The sequence below is a fragment of the Streptomyces sp. NPDC088785 genome (assembly GCF_044750685.1).
In the GTDB taxonomy this organism is placed as follows: Bacteria; Actinomycetota; Actinomycetes; order Streptomycetales; family Streptomycetaceae; genus Streptomyces.
This window is the reverse complement of the sequence record NZ_JBIVKH010000001.1, coordinates 1,047,041-1,070,522: the sequence shown is the minus strand read 5'-3', so window position 1 is coordinate 1,070,522 and position 23,482 is coordinate 1,047,041. Positions and strand designations below refer to the sequence as shown.

General features: G+C 74.4%; 19 protein-coding genes. 8 read left to right on the top strand and 11 right to left on the bottom strand.

Annotated features, from left to right (window positions below; translation table 11 throughout):
* Positions 1-104: 104 nt before the first annotated feature.
* Positions 105-1,076: an ABC transporter substrate-binding protein gene (locus ACIP5K_RS04860; protein WP_401404934.1), complete on the top strand. Its 972-nt coding sequence runs from the start codon at positions 105-107 to the stop codon at positions 1,074-1,076.
* Positions 1,077-1,115: 39 nt separating this feature from the next.
* On the opposite strand, the gene ACIP5K_RS04855 is transcribed toward ACIP5K_RS04860, so the two are convergent.
* Positions 1,116-2,225 carry a hypothetical protein gene (locus tag ACIP5K_RS04855; protein ID WP_401404932.1) on the bottom strand — a complete coding sequence of 370 codons (1,110 nt, stop codon included), beginning with the start codon at positions 2,223-2,225 and terminating at the stop codon, positions 1,116-1,118.
* Positions 2,226-2,369: 144 nt separating this feature from the next.
* Between ACIP5K_RS04855 and ACIP5K_RS04850 the strand changes: the two genes are divergently transcribed.
* On the top strand, positions 2,370-4,814 hold the full coding sequence (locus tag ACIP5K_RS04850; RefSeq protein ID WP_401404931.1) for a helicase-associated domain-containing protein: 2,445 nt from the start codon (positions 2,370-2,372) through the stop codon (positions 4,812-4,814).
* A gap of 167 nt (positions 4,815-4,981) precedes the next feature.
* The gene (locus tag ACIP5K_RS04845) at positions 4,982-6,625 is read left to right on the top strand and encodes a DNA repair helicase XPB (RefSeq protein ID WP_401404929.1); all 1,644 of its coding nucleotides are present in this window, start codon (positions 4,982-4,984) and stop codon (positions 6,623-6,625) included.
* Here the strand turns inward: ACIP5K_RS04845 and ACIP5K_RS04840 are convergent.
* From ACIP5K_RS04840 to ACIP5K_RS04825, 4 genes are all read right to left on the bottom strand, one after another.
* Entirely contained in the window at positions 6,577-7,719 is a 1,143-nt protein-coding gene (locus tag ACIP5K_RS04840; protein WP_401404928.1) for a glycosyltransferase 87 family protein, read from the bottom strand. The two genes, ACIP5K_RS04845 and ACIP5K_RS04840, sit on opposite strands and share 49 nt — an antisense overlap.
* A gap of 660 nt (positions 7,720-8,379) precedes the next feature.
* A complete protein-coding gene (locus tag ACIP5K_RS04835) occupies positions 8,380-9,183 on the bottom strand; it encodes an ABC transporter ATP-binding protein (RefSeq protein WP_401404926.1) in 804 nt (267 codons plus the stop codon).
* Positions 9,180-10,268 (bottom strand): FecCD family ABC transporter permease, encoded by a 1,089-nt coding sequence (locus ACIP5K_RS04830; protein ID WP_401404924.1) that lies wholly within the window; start codon positions 10,266-10,268, stop codon positions 9,180-9,182. Before ACIP5K_RS04830 ends, ACIP5K_RS04835 begins: the two co-directional genes overlap by 4 nt.
* Positions 10,265-11,278 (bottom strand): FecCD family ABC transporter permease, encoded by a 1,014-nt coding sequence (locus tag ACIP5K_RS04825; protein ID WP_401404922.1) that lies wholly within the window; start codon positions 11,276-11,278, stop codon positions 10,265-10,267. The genes ACIP5K_RS04830 and ACIP5K_RS04825 overlap by 4 nt, the downstream gene beginning before the upstream one ends.
* 80 nt (positions 11,279-11,358) lie before the next feature.
* Between ACIP5K_RS04825 and ACIP5K_RS04820 the strand changes: the two genes are divergently transcribed.
* A complete protein-coding gene (locus tag ACIP5K_RS04820; RefSeq protein WP_401404920.1) occupies positions 11,359-12,009 on the top strand; it encodes an HAD family hydrolase in 651 nt (216 codons plus the stop codon).
* On the opposite strand, the gene ACIP5K_RS04815 is transcribed toward ACIP5K_RS04820, so the two are convergent.
* On the bottom strand, positions 11,988-12,248 hold the full coding sequence (locus ACIP5K_RS04815; protein WP_401404918.1) for a hypothetical protein: 261 nt from the start codon (positions 12,246-12,248) through the stop codon (positions 11,988-11,990). The two genes, ACIP5K_RS04820 and ACIP5K_RS04815, sit on opposite strands and share 22 nt — an antisense overlap.
* A gap of 128 nt (positions 12,249-12,376) precedes the next feature.
* Here ACIP5K_RS04815 and ACIP5K_RS04810 point away from each other — a divergent pair, with 128 nt between their 5' ends.
* Positions 12,377-12,760 (top strand): cold-shock protein, encoded by a 384-nt coding sequence (locus ACIP5K_RS04810; RefSeq protein ID WP_362181983.1) that lies wholly within the window; start codon positions 12,377-12,379, stop codon positions 12,758-12,760.
* Between the two features lie 48 nt (positions 12,761-12,808).
* On the opposite strand, the gene ACIP5K_RS04805 is transcribed toward ACIP5K_RS04810, so the two are convergent.
* From ACIP5K_RS04805 to ACIP5K_RS04785, 5 genes are all read right to left on the bottom strand, one after another.
* Positions 12,809-13,561 carry an SDR family oxidoreductase gene (locus ACIP5K_RS04805; protein WP_401404916.1) on the bottom strand — a complete coding sequence of 251 codons (753 nt, stop codon included), beginning with the start codon at positions 13,559-13,561 and terminating at the stop codon, positions 12,809-12,811.
* Positions 13,562-13,696: 135 nt separating this feature from the next.
* Positions 13,697-14,560 (bottom strand): 1,4-dihydroxy-6-naphthoate synthase, encoded by an 864-nt coding sequence (locus ACIP5K_RS04800; protein ID WP_401404914.1) that lies wholly within the window; start codon positions 14,558-14,560, stop codon positions 13,697-13,699.
* Positions 14,557-15,264 (bottom strand): futalosine hydrolase, encoded by a 708-nt coding sequence (locus ACIP5K_RS04795; RefSeq protein ID WP_401404912.1) that lies wholly within the window; start codon positions 15,262-15,264, stop codon positions 14,557-14,559. Before ACIP5K_RS04795 ends, ACIP5K_RS04800 begins: the two co-directional genes overlap by 4 nt.
* The gene (locus tag ACIP5K_RS04790) at positions 15,234-15,710 is read right to left on the bottom strand and encodes a DUF2771 domain-containing protein (protein ID WP_401404911.1); all 477 of its coding nucleotides are present in this window, start codon (positions 15,708-15,710) and stop codon (positions 15,234-15,236) included. Before ACIP5K_RS04790 ends, ACIP5K_RS04795 begins: the two co-directional genes overlap by 31 nt.
* Before the next feature lie 759 nt (positions 15,711-16,469).
* Positions 16,470-17,822, bottom strand: a complete 1,353-nt coding sequence (locus tag ACIP5K_RS04785; RefSeq protein WP_401405283.1) for an MFS transporter — start codon at positions 17,820-17,822, stop codon at positions 16,470-16,472.
* Between the two features lie 362 nt (positions 17,823-18,184).
* Here ACIP5K_RS04785 and ACIP5K_RS04780 point away from each other — a divergent pair, with 362 nt between their 5' ends.
* From ACIP5K_RS04780 to ACIP5K_RS04770, 3 genes are all read left to right on the top strand, one after another.
* On the top strand, positions 18,185-19,105 hold the full coding sequence (locus tag ACIP5K_RS04780) for a DUF3027 domain-containing protein (protein ID WP_401404909.1): 921 nt from the start codon (positions 18,185-18,187) through the stop codon (positions 19,103-19,105).
* A 119-nt stretch (positions 19,106-19,224) separates the two neighbouring features.
* Entirely contained in the window at positions 19,225-22,371 is a 3,147-nt protein-coding gene (locus ACIP5K_RS04775) for a sacsin N-terminal ATP-binding-like domain-containing protein (RefSeq protein ID WP_401404908.1), read from the top strand.
* A 207-nt stretch (positions 22,372-22,578) separates the two neighbouring features.
* Positions 22,579-23,475: a DUF5707 domain-containing protein gene (locus ACIP5K_RS04770; protein ID WP_401404906.1), complete on the top strand. Its 897-nt coding sequence runs from the start codon at positions 22,579-22,581 to the stop codon at positions 23,473-23,475.
* Positions 23,476-23,482 lie beyond the last annotated feature (7 nt).

Here is a 23,482-nt window from a genome sequence, read left to right as displayed (position 1 = left end):
CCGCGCTTCCGGAGCGGGCGGGGGCGGGTGTCTTCCTTTGGGGCGTGGGGGCTGGTGGGATGGGGCGGGACGGTGGCCGGGCGGTCGGGTGGGAGGGAGCCGGGATGGGGGAGCGGGAGCGATGGGGGGTCGTCGGCGGGGTGCTGGGAGCGGCGCTGCTGCTGGCGTCCTGTACGTCCGGCGGCTCCGGGGCCGACGGACCCGGCGGTGCCACCCCCGGCACCGGTACCCACACGGTCAGGACCGCCATGGGTGACGTGCGGGTCAAGGACCACCCGCGCCGCGTCGTCGTGCTGGACACCGCGGAGCTGGACTCCGCGATCACCCTCGGCGTCACCCCCGTAGGAGCCACCCGGGCCGGCGCCGCGAGCGCCGTCCTGCCGTACCTCCCCGCGCGGCGGACCGCCGGCATCGCCGCGGTCGGCGAGATCGCCAACCCCGACCTGGAGAAGATCGCCGCGCTGAAACCGGACCTGATCCTCAGCAACAAGGTCCGCGACGGCCGCCGCTACTCCCAGCTCAGCGCCATCGCCCCGACCGTGCTCACGGAGACCACCGGCTACCCCTGGAAGCGGAACTTCCTGGTGCACGCCGACGCCCTGGGAAGGAAGAAGCAGGCCCGCGCCGCCGTCGACCGGTACCGGCGGAGCGTCACCGCCGTCACCGAGGCCCTCGGCGGCAGGAAGAAGGCGGCGGGCATCGACGTCAACGTCGTCCGGTTCGTCGAGGGCGCCGACATCCGGATCTACGGCAGGAAGAACTACATCGGCACGATCCTCGCCGACGTCGGCGTCGGCCGCCCCGCCGTCACCGACAAGGCCGAGGACGGCTTCTCCTACGACGTGAGCCCCGAGCGGATCGACCAGGCGGACGCGGACGTCATCTTCACGTCCACGTACGGCGATCCGGACCGGGCGAAGGTCACCGGGACCACGACCAGCGGCCTCTGGCGCGGGCTGAGGGCCGTGCGGGACGGCAAGGTGTTCCAGGTGGACGACGAGCTGTGGATCCAGGGCATCGGCTACACAGCGGCCGGCCAGATCCTCGGCGAACTCCGCACCGACCTCGCTCCCTAGAGCGTGTCGGCCCAGAGCCTGTCGGCGCGGGCACCGGGATCAGAGCCGGGTGCGCTGCGACCGCCACAGCAGATACAGCGCGGAGGCGACCGCGGCCCCCCGCAGCACCCACGGCCAGGTCTCCTGGAACGCGTCGTTCATCCGCCCGTCGGCGATCGGCGCACCCCACTTGCCGGCCCCGCGCCCCCACAGCCACAGGACCCCGCCCGCGACGGCGAGCCCCGGCAGACCGAACACCGCCGTCTTCTTCTGGAAGTCCGTCAGCCGCCGGGAGAGGAAGACGACGGCCCAGCCGACCAGCAGCACCAGGATGTTGCCGAGGACGGCGCCGACGACCAGCGCGGCGGCGGCCAGCATCAGGAACGGATTGGCGAGCCCGCCGGCCGGAACCACCCGCCGCAGCCGCCGCACCCCCCTCGCCGGGACGCCTCCGTCGTCGTCCCCGGCCTCCTCCGGCTCGTCGTCCTCGACCGGCACCAACGGGCGTTTACGCAGGTCGGGGCCGTCCTTGCGGTTCTTCGGCGGCTTGAGCATGTCGGGGATCTCCACCCCGCCGACGAACCCGGGCACGCTGTCCACGTCGGTCAGCGAACCGGCGGTGCCGTCGCCCATCCGCCACCAGTCGGTCACGTCCCCGGGCACGCCCAGCTCGTCCGTGCCCGCCAGGTGCGGCGGCGCGGGCACGTCCCCGGCGGCGTCCGGCGCGGGCGCGCGGCGCGGACGCGGCACCTTCCGGCGCAGCCCGGTCCGGTCCGCCGGGTCCGCCGGCTCCGGCCGGTCCTTGCGGTCCTTCCTGCCGGGCCTGCCGGGCCTGCCGGTCCGGTCGGTCCTGCGGGACCTGCCGGTCCGCTCGGGCCTGTCGGTGGGCTGCTCGGGCAGCGGCCTGATGAGCGGCGCCGCCGGGTCGGCCCCGGCGGGACCGCCCTCCTGGGCGCCCGTCACGATCCGGTCCGGAGAGCCGAGCCGCTCCAGGATGCGGAGCACGGCGGCGGGACTGTCGACGGTCGTTCTGGCACGCCGCCGGTCGATCTCCCCCCGCAACTCGGTGACCAGGCGCATCCGTATCGCGGACGGCAGCTGGCGCTGCTGGGCCAGGTCCCCGACCCGGCTCAGATAGTCGAAGACGAGCTGATCACTCTCGATCCCCACGAAGTACCCTCCGGGGCTGCACAGTTGACTCCCCGACGGTACAGCTCCGCACCGCACCGCGGGGAAGCGGTCGGCCCGCACCGCCGAAACCCGCACTCCGCCGCCCACCGGGGCAGCGGCCCCACAGCCGCTACCGTGGGGCAGATGAGCCCCAACGAGCAGACCCCGGCGGCACCCCGCTCCCTGGCGGAGGCCCTGCGCGGCAGGGACGACACCTCCCTGGCACGCCTCCTGCGCGCCCGCCCCGACCTGCTCAGCCCGGTGCCGAACGACCTCGGCCAGCTCGCCACCCGGGCCGGCACCCGCGCCTCGGTGGTCCGCGCCCTCGACCGCCTCGACCGCTTCACCCAGCAGGTGGCGCAGGCCCTCGCGGTGGCCCCGGAACCGGCCACGTACGAGGCGCTGGCCGCCCTGCTCCCGGGACCGGACACCGCGCACGCACTGCCGCGGGCCGTCGCCACCCTGCGCGAACAGGCCCTCATCTGGGGCGGCGACGACCAGCTGCGGCTGGTGCGCACCGCCCGCGAACTGCTCGTCCCCACCCCGCAGCACCCCTCGCCCACCGGACTCGGCCCGACCGTCGCCGAGGCCACGGCCGGCATGTCGCCCGGCCGCATCCAGGAGATCGTCGCCGCCGCCGGGCTGCCGAGCACCCACGACCCGGTGTCCGCGCTCGCCGCGCTCACCGGCCTGTTCACGGACCCCGAGCGGATGTCGGCGCTGCTCGACGAGGCACCGGCCGAGTCCATCGACGTACTGAACCGGCTGCTGTGGGGGCCGCCGTACGGGCAGGTGACGGCCCGGCCCGCCGCCCACCTGCGCTGGCTGCTCGACCGGGCGCTGCTGGTGCCCACGACGCCCGGCACCGTCGTGCTGCCCCGCGAGGCCGCGCTGCACCTGCGCGGCGGGCGGGCGCACCGCACCCTCGAACCGCTGCCGCCCGCGGTCCTGGCGCGCGCCGAACACCGCCCCCAGGTGGTGGACGCGACGGCGGCGGCGCAGGCGTACACCGCGCTGGACACCGTCGGGGAGCTGCTGAAGGACTGGGACGAGGGCGGCCCGGCCGTGCTGCGCGCGGGCGGCCTGAGCGTGCGCGACCTCAAGCGCACCGCCGCCGCCCTCGACACCGGCGAGCAGACGGCCGCGTTCTGGGTCGAACTGGCCTACGCGGCGGGGCTGCTGGCCTCGGACGGCGAGGCCGACGAGCGGTACGCGGCGACGCCCGCCCTCGACGCGTGGCTGGAGCGGCCCCCGGTCGAGCGGTGGACGCGGCTCGCCACGGCCTGGCTGGCGGCCACCCGCACCTCCGGCCTGGTCGGCGGCCGGGACAGCAAGGACCGCACGCTGTCCGCGCTCGGCCCGCACCTGGACCGGTCGGCGGCGCCCGACGTGCGCCGGCACGTCCTCGGGCTGCTCGCCGCGCTGCCGGAGGGCGCCGAGCCCGACCCGGAGTCCGTGACGGCCCGGCTGACCTGGGAGCGCCCCTCGCCCGCCACCCTCGACCTGCGCACCCGGCTGGCCCGGTGGACGCTCGCGGAGGCCGAACTGCTCGGGTTCACCGGGCGCGGGGCGCTGTCCGCCCACGGCCGGGCGCTGCTGGCCGCGTACCGGACGGGACCCGACGACACCCCGGTGGACGGGCCCGCCGAGGCGTCCGTCGCCGTGGCCCGCGCGGAGAAGCTGCTGGGGCCGCTGCTGCCCGAACCGCTGGACCACGTCCTGCTCCAGGCCGACCTGACGGCCGTCGCGCCCGGCCCGCTGGAGCGGCCGCTCGGCGAGGCGCTGGCCGTGCTGGCCGACGTCGAGTCCAAGGGCGGCGCGACCGTCTACCGGTTCACGCCGGGCTCGGTGCGGCGCGCGCTCGACGCCGGGCGCACCGCGTCCGACCTGCACGCGTTCCTGACCGCCCACTCCCGTACGCCCGTACCGCAGCCCCTCACCTACCTGATCGACGACGTCGCCCGGCGGCACGGACACCTGCGCATCGGGGCGGCCTCCGCCTATGTGCGCTGCGACGACGACACCGTGCTCGGCGAGATCCTCGCCGACAAGCGGGCCGCCGCACTGCGCCTGCGGCGCCTCGCGCCCACGGTCCTCGCCGCCCAGGCCGACCCCGGGACGCTGCTCGAAGGGCTGCGCGCGATGGGCTTCGCGCCGTCCGCCGAGACCGCCGAGGGCGATGTCCTGATCACCCGGGCGCACGCCCACCGGACGCCGCCGCGCACCGCGCCGGAGCCGGTCCCCGACGGGCCCCCGCTGCCCGACGGCACGCTGCTCGGCGCCGCGATCCGCGCCATCCGCGCGGGCGACACCGCCGCGACGACCCCGCGCAAGCAGGCCCCGGCCGCGGGCGGCGAACTCCCGCGCACCAGCCCCGCCGACACCCTCGCCACGATGCAGGCGGCGGTGCTGACGGGGGACACGCTGTGGATCGGCTACGTCAACGCGGAGGGCGCCGCCAGCCAGCGGGTCATCGCGCCGATCCGCGTCGAGGGCGGGTTCGTGACCGCCTACGACCACACGGCCGACGAGGTGCGGACGTATCCGCTGCACCGGGTGACGGGGGTGGCGGAGCTGTCGGACAGCTGACGCGCCACCGTGGTCCGCGGAGCGCCGCGGGCCCGCCCCGGCCGGTCGGGCACCCCGCCCGCGTCGACTCCGGTCCGGATCACGTCGGGCGGACACGGCGATGAGGCACACTGGACGTTTGGCCGGATGCAGGTGGTGCAGCGGCCGGACGGAAAGGGGTGCCGCGCATGAACGGTCCACTCATTGTCCAGTCGGACAAGACGCTGCTCCTGGAGGTCGACCACGAGCAGGCCGACGACTGCCGCCGTGCGATCGCCCCGTTCGCCGAACTGGAGCGGGCCCCGGAGCACATCCACACCTACCGGCTGACGCCGCTCGGCCTGTGGAACGCGCGGGCCGCCGGCCACGACGCGGAGCAGGTCGTGGACGCGCTCGTGCAGTACAGCCGGTACCCGGTGCCGCACGCGCTGCTCGTCGACATCGCCGAGACCATGGACCGCTACGGCCGGCTGACGCTCAGCAAGCATCCCGCCCACGGCCTCGTCCTGACCAGCACCGACCGCCCGGTCCTGGAGGAGATCCTGCGCTCGAAGCGGGTCCAGCCGCTGGTCGGCGCCCGGATCGACGCCGACACCGTGGCCGTGCACCCCTCCGAGCGCGGCCAGATCAAGCAGACGCTGCTGAAGCTGGGCTGGCCGGCCGAGGACCTCGCCGGGTACGTCGACGGCGAGGCGCACGCGATCGAGCTGGCCGAGGACGGCTGGGCCCTGCGCCCGTACCAGAAGCAGGCCGTCGAGAACTTCTGGCACGGCGGCTCCGGGGTCGTCGTGCTGCCCTGCGGCGCCGGGAAGACGCTGGTCGGCGCCGGTGCGATGGCCGAGGCCAAGGCGACCACCCTGATCCTCGTCACGAACACCGTCTCGGCCCGCCAGTGGAAGCACGAACTGGTGAAGCGGACCTCGCTCACCGAGGACGAGATCGGCGAGTACAGCGGCACCAAGAAGGAGATCCGGCCGGTCACCATCGCCACCTACCAGGTGCTCACCACCAAGCGGAAGGGTGTGTACCCGCACCTGGAGCTGTTCGACTCCCGCGACTGGGGACTCGTCGTGTACGACGAGGTGCACCTGCTGCCCGCGCCCGTCTTCAAGTTCACCGCCGACCTCCAGGCGCGCCGCCGGCTCGGGCTCACCGCCACGCTCGTGCGGGAGGACGGCCGCGAGTCGGACGTGTTCTCGCTGATCGGGCCGAAGCGGTTCGACGCGCCGTGGAAGGAGATCGAGGCGCAGGGCTACATCGCGCCCGCCGACTGCGTCGAGGTCCGGGTCAACCTCACCGACTCCGAGCGGCTCGCGTACGCCACCGCCGAGGCCGAGGAGAAGTACCGGTTCTGCGCGACGACGGCCACCAAGCGCAAGGTGACCGAGGCGCTGGTGAAGAAGCACGCCGGCGAGCAGACCCTGGTCATCGGCCAGTACATCGACCAGCTCGACGAGCTCGGCGCCCACCTGGACGCCCCCGTCATCAAGGGCGAGACGACGAACGCCGTGCGGGAGAAACTCTTCGACGCGTTCCGCGAGGGCGAGATCAGCGTGCTGGTGGTGTCCAAGGTCGCGAACTTCTCCATCGACCTGCCGGAGGCCACGGTCGCGATCCAGGTGTCGGGCACCTTCGGCTCGCGGCAGGAGGAGGCGCAGCGCCTCGGCCGGGTGCTGCGGCCGAAGGCGGACGGGCACGAGGCCCGCTTCTACTCGGTCGTCGCCCGCGACACCATCGACCAGGACTTCGCCGCGCACCGCCAGCGCTTCCTCGCCGAGCAGGGTTACGCGTACCGGATCGTCGACGCCGACGAACTCCTCGCCGGGAGCTGACCCCACACGGCGATCAGGACCAGCCCGAGCAGCGGATAGGGCGCCGCGAGCGGCTGCTGCCACCACGGCAGCGCCAGGTCCAGGTCGCCCCGGTGCGGCAGCAGCCACATCGTGCGGGCGGTGAAGACGCAGGCCACCGCCACAGCCGTACGGTGCCGCCCGCGCGCCCACAGCAGGGCGAGCAGCGGCACGCACCACACCCAGTGGTGGGACCAGCTGACCGGGGAGACGAGCAGCGCCGTGACGGCCGTGACGACGATGCCGTGCGGGGCGGGCAGGCGGGTCGCCGCGTACAGTCCGGCGACCGCCACGAGAAGCGCCGGGAGCATCCAGAGCAGGCCCGGCTCCGGGGTGTGCAGGGTGCGCGCGACGAGGCCCTGGAGCGACTGGTTGTCCACGATCCACGCCTTGCCGACCCGCCCCGTCTCGTAGAGCCGGCGGGTCCAGAACTCTGTGCTCGCGGACGGCAGCACGAGCCAGCCGACGGCCGCGGTGCCGAGGAATCCGGCGGTCGCGTGCGCGGCCTCGCGGCGCCTCCCCGTCAGGTACAGGTACGCGATGAAGAGCGCCGGGGTCAGTTTCACGCCCGCCGCGACGCCGAGCGCGAGGCCCTTGGCGGGGGCGCCGGGCCCGCGGGTCAGGTCCCAGAGGATCAGGCAGGCCAGGGCGAGGTTGATCTGCCCGAACACGGCGGTCTGGAAGACGGGTTCGAGCCAGAGGGCCAGGGCGGTCGCCGTGCAGAGGGCGGGGGCGCGGGGCGGGAGGCCGGCCAGGCGGTGCCAGGAGAGGTGGACGAGGAGGGCGGTGAGGGTGATGTTGGCCAGGAGGAAGGTGGCCTTCAGGGCCGGGAGGGGGAGCCAGGTGGTGGGGATGAAGAGCAGCGCCGCGAACGGGGGGTAGGTGGCGGGGAGCCGCCACCTCGTCACGGTGAAGTCGTAGAGGTGCCGGCCGCCGGTCGCCGCGGCGGTGCCCTCCGCGCGGTAGACCAGGGTGTCGGACATCGGGGTGTGCTGGGTGGCGCAGAGGACGATCAGGGCTGCCGCCGAGGCGACGGGAAGCAGATAACAGGCCACGCTACGAGTACGAACGCTCACGCCGAGCGATCCTATGCACCCCGCGAGCCTGGGCCGTCTCCCGGCTGCGCCCCCGTCGTGGCTGGCCGCGCAGTTCCCCGCGCCCCTGGGTGGTACGTCGTGCGCGGGCCGGTGGCCGCGTCTCGCGCAGTTCCCCGCGCCCCTGGGCAGTTCCTCGTCCGCGGCCCGGTGGGGCTTCTCGCGCAGTTCCCCGCGCCCCTGAGGCACGCGCTGACGCGCAGCCTCCCCCAGAGGCTGCGCTCCGCGCGCCTCCACGGAGGGGCGGGTCGGTGGGGCGCCTTCACGGAGGGGCGGGGCGGTGGGGCGCCTCTCCTGGGAGGGCGGGTTGGTGGTGCGCCTCTCCCCGGTGGAGGCGGGGCGGTGGTGTGCCTCTCCTGGGGAGCGGGGCGGTGGGGTGCCTCTCTTGATGAGATGGCGCACGAAGTGCGCATCTCAGGGGCGCGGGGAACTGCGCGACCAGCCACGGCGGTGGCGCGCGTGAAGAACGACCTAGGGGCGCGGGGAACTGCGCGGCCAGCCACGACGGTGGCGCGCGTGAAGAACGACCTAGGGGCGCGGGGAACTGCGCGGCCAGCCACCACGGTGGCGCGCGTGACAGGCGGGCCAGGGGCGCGGGGAACTGCGCGGCCAGCCACGGTGGTGGCGCGCGTGACAGACGGCCTAGGGGTGCGGGGTTGGGGGGTGCCACGGGGGGCCGGGGATGATCAGGGGGGAACCCGTTATCGGGTCGGGGAGGATGACGCAGGTCAGGCCGAAGACCTCTTTCATCAGCGCGGGCGTGATGACCTGGTCCGGCGGCCCTTCGGCGACGATGCGGCCCGCCTTCATCGCCACCAGATGATCGGCATAGCGCGCGGCCTGGTTCAGATCATGGAGGACGACCGCGACCGTACGCCCCTTGTCGTGGTTCAACTGCCGCACCAGATCGAGGACCTCGACCTGGTGCGCGATGTCGAGATACGTCGTCGGCTCGTCCAGGAGCAGGATGTCGGTCTCCTGGGCGAGCGCCATGGCGATCCAGACGCGCTGACGCTGCCCGCCGGACAACTCGTCGACGCTGCGATCGGCGAGCGCGGCGACATCGGTGCGCTCCATGGCCTCGGTCACAGCGCGTTCGTCGGCGTCGGACCACTGCTGCCACCAGTGCTGATGCGGCTGCCGCCCCCGGGACACCAGATCCCCGACGGTGATCGCCTCGGGCGCGACCGGCGTCTGCGGGAGCAGCCCGATCTGCTGGGCGATCTTCTTCGTGGGCTGCTCGGCGAGGGCCCGCCCGTCGAGCAGCACCGACCCGCCGGCCGGCCGCAACAGCCGCCCGAGCGCCCGCAGCGTCGTCGACTTGCCGCACGCGTTGGGCCCCACGATGACCGTGACCTGCCCGTCGGGAACGGCGAGATCGAGCCCGTGCACGACCTCGCGGTCGTCGTAGGCGAGCGTCAGGTCGCTGGCGGTCAGCCGGCTCATGCGGTATCTCCGGAACGGGCGGAACTCGTGCGGACAGCACGGCCGCGGACGATCAGCCAGATCAGGTACGGCGCGCCGACGGCCGCCGTCAGCACGCCCACCGGCAGCTCGGTCGGGGAGAACAGGCGGCGCGCCAGCAGGTCCCCGACCACCACGATCACCGCGCCGAGCAGGGCGGACGTCACCAGCGGGATCTGTGCCGTGCGGGTCACGCGCCGGGCGATCTGCGGAGCGAGCAGCGCCACGAAGTCGACCGGCCCGGCCGCCCCGGTGGCCAGCGACGCCAGCACCACCCCCAGCGCGACGAGCCCGAGCCGGACCCGCCCCAGCCGCACCCCGAGCGCGGTCGCGGTGTCGTCGTCGAGGGAGACGGTGCGCTGCGCGCGGGCCGCCCAGGCGACGCAGGGCAGCAGGACGAGCAGCGCCCAGGCCAGCGGGCGCGCCTCCGCCCAGCCGCGCCCGTTGAGGGAGCCCGTCATCCAGATCTGGGCCTGCTGGGCGACGAGGTAGTCGCCCTTGGTCATGAACAGGGTCGTCACCGAGCGCAGGGCGATCGCGAAGCCGATGCCGATGAGCACGAACCGGGTGGCGTGCAGCCCGCCCCGCCAGGCGAAGACGTAGACGAGCGCGGCGGCGACGACCCCGCCGGCCACGGACACGTACGGCAGATACGCGTCACCGGTCAGGCCGAACGTCATCGCGGCGACCGTCACCGCGCTCGCGCCCTGGCTGATGCCGATGATGTCGGGGCTGGCCAGGGGGTTGCGGGCGACCGTCTGGATCAGCGCGCCCGCGATCCCGAACGCGGCGCCGACCAGCAGCCCGACGACCATGCGCGGCTCGCGCAGCGTGCCCACGACCAGCTCGTCCGGCGACGGGCGGCCGGTGACGACCCGGAAGACCTCGGCGGGACCGACGAACGTCTCGCCGACGCACAGATAGGCCACGCAGGCGGCGGCCAGCAGCACGGCGCAGACCGCCGCCACGACGCTCGCCCGGCGGTGCACCAGGAACCGGGTGCGGCCCGCCCGCAGCACGGCGTACCCGGCGGGCCGCACCCGCCGTGCCTCCTTCACCGCGCTCACGCGGGCACCGCCTTCCGGCGGACCAGCGTCACCAGGAACGGCACCCCGAGCAGCGCGGTCATCACCCCGGCCGGCACCTCGCTCGGCGGGAAGACGATCCGGCCGACCGTGTCCGCGACCAGCAGCATCACGGGTCCGACGAGCGCGGCCATCGGCAGCAGCCAGCGGTGGTCCGGGCCGACCACGGCGCGCGCGATGTGCGGCACGGCGAGCCCGATGAACGCGATCGGCCCGGCGGCCGCCACGCCCACCCCGGTCAGCACGGTCGCGCCGAGCCCGCCCACGATCCGCACGGTCGCCACCCGCTGCCCGAGCCCCTTCGCCACGTCCTCGCCGAGCGCGAGCGCGTCGAGCCCGCGCGCCACGGACAGCACCAGCACCACGCCCACCAGCAGGAACGGCCAGATCTGGCCGATGAGCGCGGCGTCCCGGCCGGACAGCGAACCGACCTGCCAGAACCGGAACTCGTCCAGCGCGGACGCCTTCGTCGTCAGGACGGCCGTCGTCACGGACACCAGCAGCGCGTTGATCGCGGCGCCGCCGAGCGCGAGCTTCACCGGGGTCGCGCCGCCCCGCCCGGACGCGGCGATCGCGTACACGGCGACGGCCGCGATCCCGGCCCCGGCGAACGCGAACCACACGTATCCGGTCAGTGTGTGGATGCCCAGATAGGCGAGGGCGAGCACGACGCCGACCGAGGCGCCCTGGCTGATGCCGAGGATGCCGGGGTCGGCGATGGGGTTGCGGGTGATGCCCTGGAACACGGTTCCGGCCAGCGCGAGGGCCGCGCCGACCAGCACGCCGACCACGGTGCGCGGCACCCGCAGGCCCCGGACCACCTCGGCGGCGTCGCTGTGCCCGCCGTGCAGCAGGGCGTCGAACACGGCGGACGGCGCGATCGCGCGGGCGCCCACCGCGAGGCTGAGCAGCACCGCGAGCGCGAGGGCGACGACGGCGGCCACGACCGCGCCCACCCTGGCGGCGCCGACGGCACCGGGTCTGACGGGCATGGGCGTGCTCTCCGGCTTGGTAAGGCTTAGCTAAGTACGGGTTGTGCGAGGTCATCGTATGCCCGGGCACAATGGCGCCCATGGCTGCCCTCACAGAACCCCTGCACCCCGCCACCGCCGGTCCCGTCGTCGGCTTCGACCTCGACATGACGCTCATCGACTCGCGCCCCGGGATCCGCGCGACCTGGGTGGCCCTGGCCGAGCGGACGGGCACGTACATCGACGCGGACCTCGTCGTCACCCGGCTCGGCCCGCCGCTCACGGACGAGATGGCGAACTGGTTCCCCGCGGAGCGGATTCCGGCCATGACCGACCTCTACCGCGAGATGTATCCCACGTACGGCATCGAGCCGACGCTGCCGATGGCGGGCGTCCACGAGACGATGGCCGCCGTGCACGCGGCGGGCGGCCGGGCGATCGTCGTCACGGCCAAGTACGAGCCCAACGCCAAGCTGCACCTGGCCCACCTCGGCATCGACGCGGACGCCGTCGTCGGCGACCTGTGGGCCGAGGGCAAGGGCGAGGCGCTGCGCACGCACGGCGCGAGCGTCTACGTCGGCGACCACGTCGGTGACGTACGCGGCGCACGCACCGCGCGGGCCCTGTCGGTGGCGGTGCCGACCGGCCCGTGCGACGCCGACGAGCTGCGCGCGGCGGGCGCGGACGTGATCCTCGCGGACCTCACCGCGTTCCCCGCGTGGCTGGCCGGTTACGTGGCGGAGCGCGCCTGACGCCGCTGGACGGCGATGCCGCGCAGCACGCCGGCCGCGGCCAGCAGGAAGCCGACGCCCATCAGCATGCACACCGCGTAGGCGACGGGCGGGAACGGATCGGTGCCGAGGAACAGCGGGGCCATCGTGGCCAGGGTGGCGATCGCCCCCACGACGAAGACGACGCCGCCCGCTTTCACGAGGCCGTCGCCGGGGCCGGTCTCGGCCGCCCGGGAATTGAGTTGGGTTTTGTCACGCACCCAGCCAGGGTAGTTCCCAGCCCAGGAGGGCCCATAGTCTAGGTGGCGGCGGGCCGGTCTCGGCCCGCTGTATTGCTGTCCAGAGCTGTCCAGAGCTGTTCTTTCTAGTACGAGGACGAGGACTTCACGTGCCTACCGGCAAGGTCAAGTGGTTCAACAGCGAGAAGGGCTTCGGCTTCCTCTCCCGCGACGACGGCGGCGACGTCTTCGTGCACTCCTCCGTACTTCCGGCCGGCGTCGACGCTCTCAAGCCCGGTCAGCGGGTCGAGTTCGGGGTGGTGGCCGGGCAGCGCGGTGACCAGGCGCTCTCGGTGACGATCCTCGATCCGACGCCGTCGGTGGCGGCCGCCCAGCGCCGCAAGCCGGACGAACTCGCCTCGATCGTGCAGGACCTGACGACGGTTCTGGAGAACATCACGCCGATGCTGGAGCGGGGACGGTACCCCGACAAGGCGGCGGGCAAGAAGATCGCCGGCCTGCTGCGGGCCGTCGCCGACCAGCTGGACGTCTGACCCCGCCCGCGCCCTCCCGGGGCGGACTCCTCGCCGCCGAACGCCCGGTCAGCCGGCTTCGCCCCGGAGCCACTGCGCGACCGACGGGCCGATGACGCGGGCCGTGGCGGGGGCCAGCTGGACGCCCTCGGCGAGTTCCGGGATCTCGGCGGGGACGGTCCGCACCGGGCGGTCGTCGCCGCGCGCCGCCAGCAGGCGGGCCGTCAGCTCGGGCAGCCGGACCGTCTCGGGCCCCGACAGCTCCACCACCTGCGGCGCGTCGTCGGCGACGACGAGGTCGGCCACCACCTCGGCCACGGCATCGGCGGCGACCGGCTGGACCAGCCAGTCCCCGACGGTCACCTCGTCGTCGCCGAAGGCCACGGCCGCCGGATTGGTCGCGAACTCGTGCCACTGGGTCGTCTTCACGACCGTCCCGCGCAGCCCGCTCGCGGCCACCGCCCGCTCCTGCTCCCGCTTGGCGACGTAGTACGGGTTCCGGTCGAAGACCGGGTTCTCGATGTTGCAGATGGAGACCAGGACGAACCGCGGCACCCCCTGCGCGCGGGCCGTGTCGAGCAGCAGCCGGGTGGCCCCGGCCACGGCGGCGACCACATCGGCGGCCGGGTCGGCCGGGAACGCGTTCGAGGCGTCGATCACCGCGTCCGCCCCGGCGAGCGCCTCCTTCAGCCCGGCACCGGTGTGCAGGTCGACCCCGGTGGAGCGGGAGACCGGGACCACGGTGTGGCCGGCCGCCGTGAGCCGGGCGGTGATCTTCGCTCCGACCGTTCCGGTGGCCCCCGCGACGGCGATCGTGCTCATGTTCCGCACCCTCTTCTGTGGCGTCCTGTGCTGACATCCACGAATCTACGGCGCGCAAAGACCCGCCGCATGGTGCATTGAGGGCCCGAAAACCCGGGTCAATTCCCGCGGCCCCCGGATCTCTCGGCCTCTCGGTCAGGGGAACGCGAGCGCGTCCGGGGCGAGCGCGGGGACCAGGCCCTCGGCGGCGGCCCGGGTGAGCAGCCCGCGGATCGCCGCGTAGCCGTCCTCGCCGAGATCGGCGGTGAACTCGTTGACGTACAGCCCGATGTGCTGGTCGGCGACGGCCGGGTCCATCTCCTGCGCGTGCTCCATGACGTACGGCCGCGACGCCTCGGGCGCCGCCCAGGCCAGCTGTACGGAGGTGCGCACGGCGTCCGCGTAGGCGCGCAGGGTCTCGGCGCCCAGCGAGCGGCGGGCGATGATCGCGCCGAGCGGGATCGGCAGGCCGGTCGTGGCCTCCCAGTGCTCGCCCATGTCGGCCAGCTTGTGCAGGCCGTAGTTCTGGTAGGTGAAGCGGGCCTCGTGGATGACGAGCCCGGCGTCGATCTTCCCGTCGCGCACGGCGGGCATGATCTCGTGGAACGGCATCACGACGATCTCGCCGACCCCGCCGGGCACCGTGTCGGCCGCCCACAGCCGGAAGAGCAGGTACGCGGTCGAGGTCTCGCTGGGCACGGCGACGCGCTTGCCGGAGAGGTCCACACCCGCCTCGCGGGTGAGGACCAGCGGCCCGCAGCCGCGCCCGAGGGCGCCGCCGCACGGCAGCAGCGCGTAGTCGTCGAGGACGTAGGGCAGGACCGCGTACGAGACCTTCAGGAGGTCGAACGCGGGGTCGCGGCGCTCGGCGACGCCGTTGGTGATGTCGATGTCCGCGAAGGTCACGTCCAGCGCGGGGGCGCCGGGGACGCGGCCGTGGGCCCAGGCGTCGAAGACGAACGTGTCGTTCGGGCAGGGCGAGAAGGCGATGCGCGTCGGGGCGGTGCTGTGTTCCGTCATGTGTTCTTCCAACTCTCCAGTACGGGCGCCGCCTTCCCGAACGCGTCGGTGAGCGCCGCGAGCGCGTCCCCGATGCGCCAGGCGGCGCGGTCGCGGGGCCCGACGGCGTTGGAGACGGTGCGTATCTCGGCCACGGCCACGCCGTGCGCGGCGGCGGCCTCGGCGACGCCGAACCCCTCCATCGCCTCGGCGACGGCGCCGGGGTGGCGCTGGGCCAGCAGGGCCGCGCGGTCGGCGGTGCCGGTCACCGTGGACACGGTCAGCACGGTGCCGACGGTCGCGCCGGTGCGGGCGGCGAGGTCTCGTACGAGGGAAGCCGGCGGACGGTGGGTGACGGTGCCGAAGCCGAGATCGGTGACCGGCACGAAGCCCTCGGGGGTCTCGGCGCCGAGGTCGGCCGCCGTGATCGCGTCGGCGACCAGGACCGCGCCGGGCGACGCCGAGAAGGCGCCGCCGATGCCGGCCGAGACGACCAGCGTGTACGGGTGGCCGGCGAGCGCCGCCCTCGTCAGGGCGGTGGCGGTGCCGGCCGCCGCGGCCGCCGGGCCCACGCCCACCGCCACGACGTCGACCGGCGCTCCGGCGGGCGCCGGGCCGTCGCCGTGCAGCCCTCGTGCCACCGCGTCCCGTTCCGCGGGGACGGCGGTGGCCACGAGGACGTGCGCGGTGTCCGTCAGGAGTCCTTCTTGAGCTTGAACGACCACAGGCCGTACGCCTTGGAGTTGCCGCCCTCCAGGATGGTGACCGTGGTGGCCGAGCCGGTGGCGCCGTACTGCTGGTTGAAGAACACGTTGCCCGGGACCGTGCGGTAGGTCTTCTTGCTGGAGTCGGTCAGGGCCTGACCGTTCATCAGGATCGTCCAGCCCTTGTCCGCGACCTCGGGGTCGACGCCGAAGCGGACCGTCGCGTCGGGGTCGACCTTGATCGTCTTGGCGTCCTTGTCCTTCAGGCAGGCCTGGAGGGAGGAAGGCTTGAGGGACTTGCCGTCGTTGTAGCAGCTGGCCTCGGAGTTCACCGTGCTGCGGTCCACCGTGACGGTGGCCAGCGGGGTCGGCTTGTCGCAGGCGGAGAGGACGAGCAGTCCGGCGCCGACGGCACCGACGGCGGCCAGGGCGCGGCGGTGGCGCGCGGCGAAACGCTGGGAGGTCATGGCGGAAGGCTATCTGGCGGGTTCGCTGCCGCTCGGGGTGGGGCGTGTGTCGGCGTGGTCGGCACACCTGCCGACACGCCCGCCTGCCACCCGGCCGGCCCCCGGTGGACCTGGGTTGCTCTTCCGGGCGCGCCACCGTCACGGCTGGTCGCGCAGTTCCCCGCGCCCCTGGGTGGTCTTTCGGGTGCGCCACGGTCGTGGCTGGTCGCGCAGTTCCCCGCGCCCCTGAGATGCGCACTGCGTGCGGCATCTCATCAGGAGAGGCGCGCCATCGTCCCGCTTCTCAGGGGAGACGCGCCATCGTCCCGCCTCCTGGGGAGAGGCGCGCGGAGCGCAGCCTCTGGGGGAGGCTGCGCGTAGCGCATGCCTCAGGGGCGCGGGGAACTGCGCGAGAAGCCCCACCGGGCCGCGGACGACGTGCGACCCAGGGGCGCGGGGAACTGCGCGAGAAGCTCCACCGGGCCGCGGACGACGTGCGACCCAGGGGCGCGGGGAACTGCGCGAGAAGCCCCACCGGGCCGCGGACGACATGCGACCCAGGGGCGCGGGGAACTGCGCGAGAAGCTCCACCGGGCCGCGGACGACGTGCGACCCAGGGGCGCGGGGAACTGCGCGAGAAGCTCCACCGGGCCGCGGACGACATGCGACCCCGGGGGCGCGGGGAACTGCGCGGCCAGTCGGCGTCCGCCCGCAGGCGAAGGACTGCGCGACCAGTCGGCGTCCGCCCGTAGGCGGAGAGCTGTGCGGGGCGGGGTGGGGTCAGGTGATGTGGGCCGGGGAGGTGGGGGTCGGGGAGTGGGATGCGGAGAGGAGGCCGCGGACCGTGGTCAGCCAGCCGACACCCACGATGGCGGCAGCCACCGACATGCCCAGCACCCCGACCAACGGCAACGCGATCCCGATGGCCCCGCCCACGACCCACGCGACCTGCAACAACGTCTCGGACCGGGCAAAAGCGGACGTCCGCACCGCCTCCGGCACATCCCGCTGGATCGTCGCGTCCAGCGACAGCTTCGACAGCGCCTGCGCGAACCCGGCCACCGCCGCCAGACACGCCGTCATCACGGCCCCGAAGAACACGGCCGACAGCACCGCCACCCCGAGCACGACGGCCACCACCGTCACGATGATGACCTCGGGCGCCCGCGCCTTGAGCCAGGCCCCGACGGCCGTCCCCAGCGCGTTCCCGGCCCCGGCCGACACCCCGACGATGCCGAGCGAGACGGCCGCGCTCTGCCCGGTCATCGGATGCTCGCGGAGCAGGAACGCGAGGAAGAAGATCAGGAAGCCGGACAGGCACTTCAGCGACGCGTTCGCCCCCAGGGCGTGCGTGACGGCGGGCCCGACCGTGCGCAGCCCGGGCCTGCGCTGCCGCTCCTGCCGGCGTACGGGCCCGTGCAGATGGTTCTCGTCGGCGGCCAGCAGCGCCCTGCTCTCGCCCTTCGCCGAGTCGACCGTGCGCGGCATCGAGAACGACAGGAACATCCCGGAGACGTAGAGCACGAACGCCCCGAACAGCGGCCAGCGCGGCCCGATCGCCTGCAACCCGGCCCCGACCGGCGCCGCCACGCCGGTGGCGAGCAGCCCCGCGAGGGTGACCCGGGAATTGGCCTTCACCAGCGAGAAGCGGGGTGGCAGCAGCCGGGGCACGACCGCCGAGCGCACCACGCCGTACGCCTTCGACGCGACCAGCACGCCCAGCGCCGCCGGATACAGCTGGAGGTTCCCGCCCACCACGGCGCTGGACAGCACCAGGGCGAGCAGGGCCCGCGCCAGCATCGATCCGGCCATCGCGGCGCGCCGCCCGTGCGGCAGCCGGTCGAGCAGCGGGCCGATCACGGGGGCCAGGAGGGTGAACGGCGCCATGGTGATCGCCAGATACAGGGCCACCCGGCCGCGCGCCTCGTCCGTCGGCACCGAGAAGAACACCGTCGAGGCCAGCGCGACCGTGATCATCACGTCGCCCGCGCCGTTCACGGCATGGAGTTCGATGAGTTTTCCGAGGCCCGACTCGCCCGCGCCGTGCGCGTGTGTCGCCTTCCGAATACCGCGCGCGGTGCCCGTGAACGGCAGTCTCAGGGCACGGCCGACCTTGCGGACGGCCCCGCGCACCGGGCCCGCATCGCTGTACTCGTACCGTGTCGCACCGGACGACGACCTTGCGGCAGCCACCCAGCCATAGTGCCCCCTGAACGGGCTTACAAGTGCCGATATGCGCATCCGGGTCTGGTTCCGCATCGGGCGCGGCCCGGACGTCGGTGTGGGCGCAGGGCGTGGAAGGAGGTAGCGTGCGTAGCGCGCCCGCGGCGGTTGTTCTCGGCCGCGCGCCTCTCGGTCATCCCGCAGAATGGATGGCGTAGGTGCGCCCGGAACGTCGGGCGCGGACGTCGACGCGGCCCTCAGGTCCGCTCCGTCCGCGCTCCCGCCCACCGGACGGCGCACCCGTGAGACGGCGTAGGAGAGAAGCGATACCTGTGAGCGCAGCGACAACGCGAAGCCGCACCCCCGACCGCCTGTGCGCCGAGGCGGTCGACATCGCCCGGTCCGCGGCCGAGGAGGCCGCCGCGCCGGGAGTGGTCGGCGAGCACGTGGACATGGTCGTCGAGGGCGACCGTGTCGTCACGCACCTCTTCGAGTGCAAGGACTTCGGCTACCGGGGCTGGCGCTGGGCCGTCACGGTGGCCCGCGCCTCCCGCGCCAAGTACGTCACCCTCGACGAGGTCGTGCTGCTGCCCGGCCCCGACTCCCTGCTGGCACCCGAGTGGGTGCCGTGGAGCGAGCGGCTGCGCCCCGGCGACCTCGGTCCCGGCGACCTGCTGCCCACCGAGTCCGACGACCTGCGGCTGGAGCCCGGCTTCTCCGGCGAGGACGGGCCGGCGCCGAACTCGCCGGTCTCCGCGGAGATGGCCGAGCTGGTCGAGGCCGAGGACGCCGAGATCACCGCCGGGCCGGTCGGCGACCTGCCGGTCGTGCCCTCCCGCGGGTCGATCGCCTCGGTCGCCGAGGAGCTGGGGATGCGGCGGGCCCGGGTGCTGTCCCGGTACGGGCTGCACGTCGCGGCCGACCGCTGGGAGGATTCCTTCGGCGCGAAGACCCCGATGGCGCAGGCCGCCCCGGCGACCTGTGTCTCGTGCGGGTTCCTCTGCTCGATCGGAGGGTCGCTCGGGCAGGCGTTCGGCGTGTGCGCCAACGAGTTCTCACCGGCCGACGGGCGCGTCGTCTCGCTGTCGTACGGATGCGGCGGGCACTCCGAGGCGGCCGTCATGCCGACGCCGCCGCGGCCCGCCGAGCCGGTGATCGACGAGACCGTGGTCGACGTCCTCGCCCTGCGGCCGGAGTCCGACGCCGGCTCCGTCGCCGCGGACGCCACCCTCGACGACCTGGGCCACTCCTAGCCTCCGGCGCGCGGTGCGCCGCCGTCCGCGGGAGGCCCCACCGGGCCGCGGACGGAGAGCGGCGGGTGAGCCGCGATACCGTTCGGCCGATCGTTGCAGCCGGCCAGAGGAGTGCACCCGTGAGCGTCAGCGAACCCGCGCCGGAGGGCATCGACCCGTTCGGCACCGCCAGACTGCGGCGGGGCGTGCTGGACGCCTGGGCGGCCAGCGCCGCCCGCTTCCGGGAGGACGCCAACGCCGAGGAGGACCTCGCCCTGGGCGGCTACCGCGACCGCCTGGTCGTCGAACTCGCCCAGAACGCGGCGGACGCCGCCGCCCGCGCGCACACCGAGGGCCGCCTCGCCCTCACCCTGAAGGACGGCGTCCTCGCCGCCGCGAACACCGGCACCCCCCTCGACGCCACCGGCGTCGAATCCCTGTCCACGCTGCGCGCCTCGGCCAAGCGGGACGACGGGCGGGGCGGCGCCGCGGGCGCCGTCGGCCGGTTCGGCGTCGGCTTCGCCGCGGTCCTCGCCGTCTCCGACGAACCCGCCGTCCTCGGCCGCACCGGCGGCGTCCGCTGGTCCCTTGCGGAGGCCAGGATCGCCGCCGCCGACACCGCCCTGAACAGCCCCGCGCTCGGCGACGAACTGCGCCGCCGCGACGGCCACGTCCCGCTGCTCCGGCTGCCCTTCGCGGCCGAGGGCCAGGCCCCGGCCCCGTACGACACCGTCGTGGTGCTGCCGCTGCGGGACCCGGCGGCCGAGGCGCTCGCCGCCGCCCTGCTCGACGAGATCGACGACACGCTGCTGCTGGCCCTGCCCGGCCTCGCCGAGGTCACCGTCACCACCGACGCCGGCACCCGCACCCTGCGCCGCACCGCGCCGGACGCCACCACCCCCCACACCGTCATCACCGACGACGCCCGGGAGCCCGCCGCGCTGCGCTGGCGCACCGTCGGCCACCAGGGCCCGCTGGACGCCGCGCTGCTCGCCGACCGGCCCGTCGAGGAGCGGCTGCGCCCGCACTGGTCCGTCACCTGGGCCGTGCCCGTGGACGACGACGGCGCCCCCCGACGGCCCGTCAGCGCCCCCGTGCTGCACGCGCCGACACCCAGCGACGAGCCGCTGGGCGTGCCCGCGCTGCTCATCGGCTCCTTCCCGCTGGACACCACCCGCCGGCACGTCGCGCCCGGCCCGCTCACCGACCACCTCGTGCAGCGCGCCGCCGACGCCTACGCCGAACTGCTCGAAGGCTGGCGCCCGGTGGGCCCCGGCATCCTGGACCTGGTGCCCGGCCCGCTCGGCAGGAGCGAGCTGGACGGCGCGCTGCGCGCCGCGATCCTGGAGCGGCTGCCCCGCACCCCCTTCCTGCCGCCCGTCCTGGAACCCGGCGAGGACCGTCCCGAGGCCCTCAGGCCCCGGGACGCCGAGGTCGTCGAAGGGGCGGGCGCCGACACCGTGCGGGTCCTCGCCGACGTGCTGCCGAGCCTGCTGCCGGCCGGTCTCGAACGCCGTACCGAACTGCGCACCCTCGGCGTCGCCCGGCTGCCGCTGACCGAGGCCGTCGACCGGCTCGCCGGCCTGGAGAAGGAGCCCGGCTGGTGGCGGCGGCTCTACGAGTCGCTGGCCGGCGTCGACCCGGACCGGCTCACCGGCCTGCCCGTGCCGCTCGCCGGGGGCCGCACCGCCCTCGGCCCGCGCCAGGTGCTGCTGCCCACCGCCGAGGCCGGCGACCCGGCCGGCGACCGCGGTGCCGCGCTGGCCCGGCTCGGCCTGAAGGTCGCCCACCCGGACGCCACCCACCCGCTCCTGGAGAAGCTGGGCGCGCTGCCCGCCACGCCCCGCGCGGTCCTCACCACCCCGCAGGTCCGCGCGGCCGTCGCCGCCTCCCTCGACGCCGAACCCGCCTGGGACGACGACGCCGCACCGGGCGCCGACGAGCTGGCCGACGTCGTGCTCGCCCTGGTCCGGGACGCGCACCTCGACGCCGGTGACGAACCCTGGCTCGGCGCGCTCGCGCTGCCCGACGAGGACGGCGAGCTCACCCCGGCCGCCGAGCTGATCCTGCCCGGCAGCCCCCTCGCCGGGGTCCTCCGTGCGGGTGAACTGCCCTACGTGGACGACGCCTTGGCGGAGCGCTGGGGAGCGCGGCCGCTGGGCGCCTGCGGCGTGCTCGGCACGTTCGCCCTCGTCCGCGCCGGTGACGTGGTCCTCGACCCCGACGAGCTGGACCCGCGCGACGCCGACTACCCCGAACCCGACGACCCGGGGCTGCTCGACGCCGTCGACGTGTGGTGCGAGGACGTCCTCGACCGGCTGCCCGACTCGCCGGTGCCGCCGGTCGCCACCGAACTCGTCGCCGTACGGGACCTGGACCTGGTCGACGAGGACCGCTGGCCGCAGGCGCTCGCGCTGCTCGCGCAGCCGCCCCTGCGCGACGCCCTCACCCAGCCCGTCCGGGTCCTGCTGCCCGACGGCACGCACGAACTCGTCCGCCCGTACACGGCCTGGTGGCTGCGCGGCCACCCGGTGCTCGACGGCCGCCGCCCCGCGGGACTGCGCGCCGCGGGCGGCGACCCGCTGCTCGACGGGCTGTACGAGCCGGTGGACGCCGCCGGATTCGAGGACGAGCAGGTGCTGCGCGCCCTCGGGGTGCGCACCTCCGCCGCCGCCCTCCTCGACGAGCCGGGCGGCGCCGCCGAACTCCTCGACCGGCTCGCCGACCCGGACCGGCCGGTCCGGCCCGCGCAGCTGCACGCCCTCTACGGCAGGCTGGCCGACCTCGACCCCGAACAGGTGACGCTGCCGGACGAGTTGCGGGCCGTGCGGGACGGCGCGGTCGTCGTGGTCGACGCCGCCGACGCGCTGGTCGCCGACGCGCCCGACCTGATCCCGCTCGCCGCCGGCCTGCCGCTGCTGCCGGTCGCCCCGGCGCGGGCGGCCGACCTCGCCGAGCTGCTCCAGGTGCGCCGGCTGAGCGAGGCCGTCGACGCCGAGCCGACCGGCACCGGCGCCGCCGAGCACCCCGTGCCCGACTCCGTGCGCACCCTGCTCGGGGCCGCGACCCCGGTCTCGTACCTGGAGTACGAGGAGCTGTACGTCGCCGGGGCCGAGGCCGACTGGCGGCGCACCGCCGACGGGACCGTGCACGCGGCGACCCTGGAGGGGGTCGCCGCCGGACTGGCGTGGGCGGCCGGGCAGTGGCCGCGCCGCTTCGAGGTGGCGGCCCTGCTGGAGGACCCGTCCCGCACCGCCGAACTGGCCCGGGACCGCTGGTTCGACTGACGCCGCCCGGCCCGCACCGGCCTGTGGAGATTCTGTGCGGGATCACCGGCCGAATGTAATCTGGATCACTTACAGAATCTTCATACAGCGTGCAACTTCTCGCGGGGTCCCGACGTCTCACTAGCGAGTCAACAGACTCCTAGACCTCTTGGGACCCCGCGTGACGGCATTCGCACCGCGGGCCCCCTTCTCCACTGTGGGGAACACATGCGCATTCGTGCCACCGCGGCCGCCGTGACGGTCTCCGGCGCCCTGGCTCTCACCGCGATCGTCGTCCCGGCCGCCCAGGCCGCCGACAACTCGCCGAGCGCCGCCGCCGCCAAGGTGACCGCCGGCTTCAAGGCCGCGCACGCCGCTCCGCGCGCCAGCACGTTCGCCGCGAGCTCCGTCGACGACGAGCAGTACGGCGACACCGCCATCTCGAAGATCGTGGTCAACGGCGGCAAGGACGTCGTCCTCGGCACCTCCGCCAAGGCGAAGTTCAAGATCACCTTCACCGCCACCGACGACTCCGGCATCAACAACACCTCCGGTGCCGCGATCGTCTACCACGGCAGCGACCTGGACTCCTCCAACATCGGCGCCGTGCCGAACGAGGACATCGACGGCACCGCCACCACCTGCAAGACGGTGAACGCCACCACGTCCACCTGCACCCTGAACTTCACGGTCGACCCGCTGTGGCTGTACAACACGGACGCCGGATCCTGGAAGGTGTGGGTCGGCGCGCAGGCCAAGGACGCCGACTACACCATCCGCGAGAACGCCAAGACGTACAGCACCAAGCGCTACGCGAAGCTCACCACCAACGCCGCGCCGGAGCCCATCAAGAAGGGCAAGACCCTCACCGCCACCGGCCTGCTGTCCCGCGCCAACTGGGACACCAGCAAGTACGCGGGCTACACCCAGCAGAAGGTCACCCTCCAGTTCCGCAAGAAGACCTCCAGCACCTACAGCACGGTGAAGACGGTCACCTCGGACTCCAAGGGCAACCTGAAGACCACCGTCAAGGCGTCCGCCGACGGCTACTTCCGCTACAAGTTCGCCGGTACGTCCACGACCCCGGCCGTGACGTCCACCAGCGACTTCGTCGACGTCCGCTGACCGGACG

Coding starts and splice junctions, on each gene's coding strand:
- ACIP5K_RS04835 (WP_401404926.1), bottom strand. CDS start 9,183: ATGAGCCGGCTGACCGCCAGCGACCTGACGCTCGCCTACGACGACCGC.
- ACIP5K_RS04850 (WP_401404931.1), top strand. CDS start 2,370: ATGAGCCCCAACGAGCAGACCCCGGCGGCACCCCGCTCCCTGGCGGAG.
- ACIP5K_RS04805 (WP_401404916.1), bottom strand. CDS start 13,561: ATGAGCACGATCGCCGTCGCGGGGGCCACCGGAACGGTCGGAGCGAAG.
- ACIP5K_RS04845 (WP_401404929.1), top strand. CDS start 4,982: ATGAACGGTCCACTCATTGTCCAGTCGGACAAGACGCTGCTCCTGGAG.
- ACIP5K_RS04800 (WP_401404914.1), bottom strand. CDS start 14,560: ATGACGGAACACAGCACCGCCCCGACGCGCATCGCCTTCTCGCCCTGC.
- ACIP5K_RS04820 (WP_401404920.1), top strand. CDS start 11,359: ATGGCTGCCCTCACAGAACCCCTGCACCCCGCCACCGCCGGTCCCGTC.
- ACIP5K_RS04790 (WP_401404911.1), bottom strand. CDS start 15,710: ATGACCTCCCAGCGTTTCGCCGCGCGCCACCGCCGCGCCCTGGCCGCC.
- ACIP5K_RS04770 (WP_401404906.1), top strand. CDS start 22,579: ATGCGCATTCGTGCCACCGCGGCCGCCGTGACGGTCTCCGGCGCCCTG.
- ACIP5K_RS04825 (WP_401404922.1), bottom strand. CDS start 11,278: ATGCCCGTCAGACCCGGTGCCGTCGGCGCCGCCAGGGTGGGCGCGGTC.
- ACIP5K_RS04860 (WP_401404934.1), top strand. CDS start 105: ATGGGGGAGCGGGAGCGATGGGGGGTCGTCGGCGGGGTGCTGGGAGCG.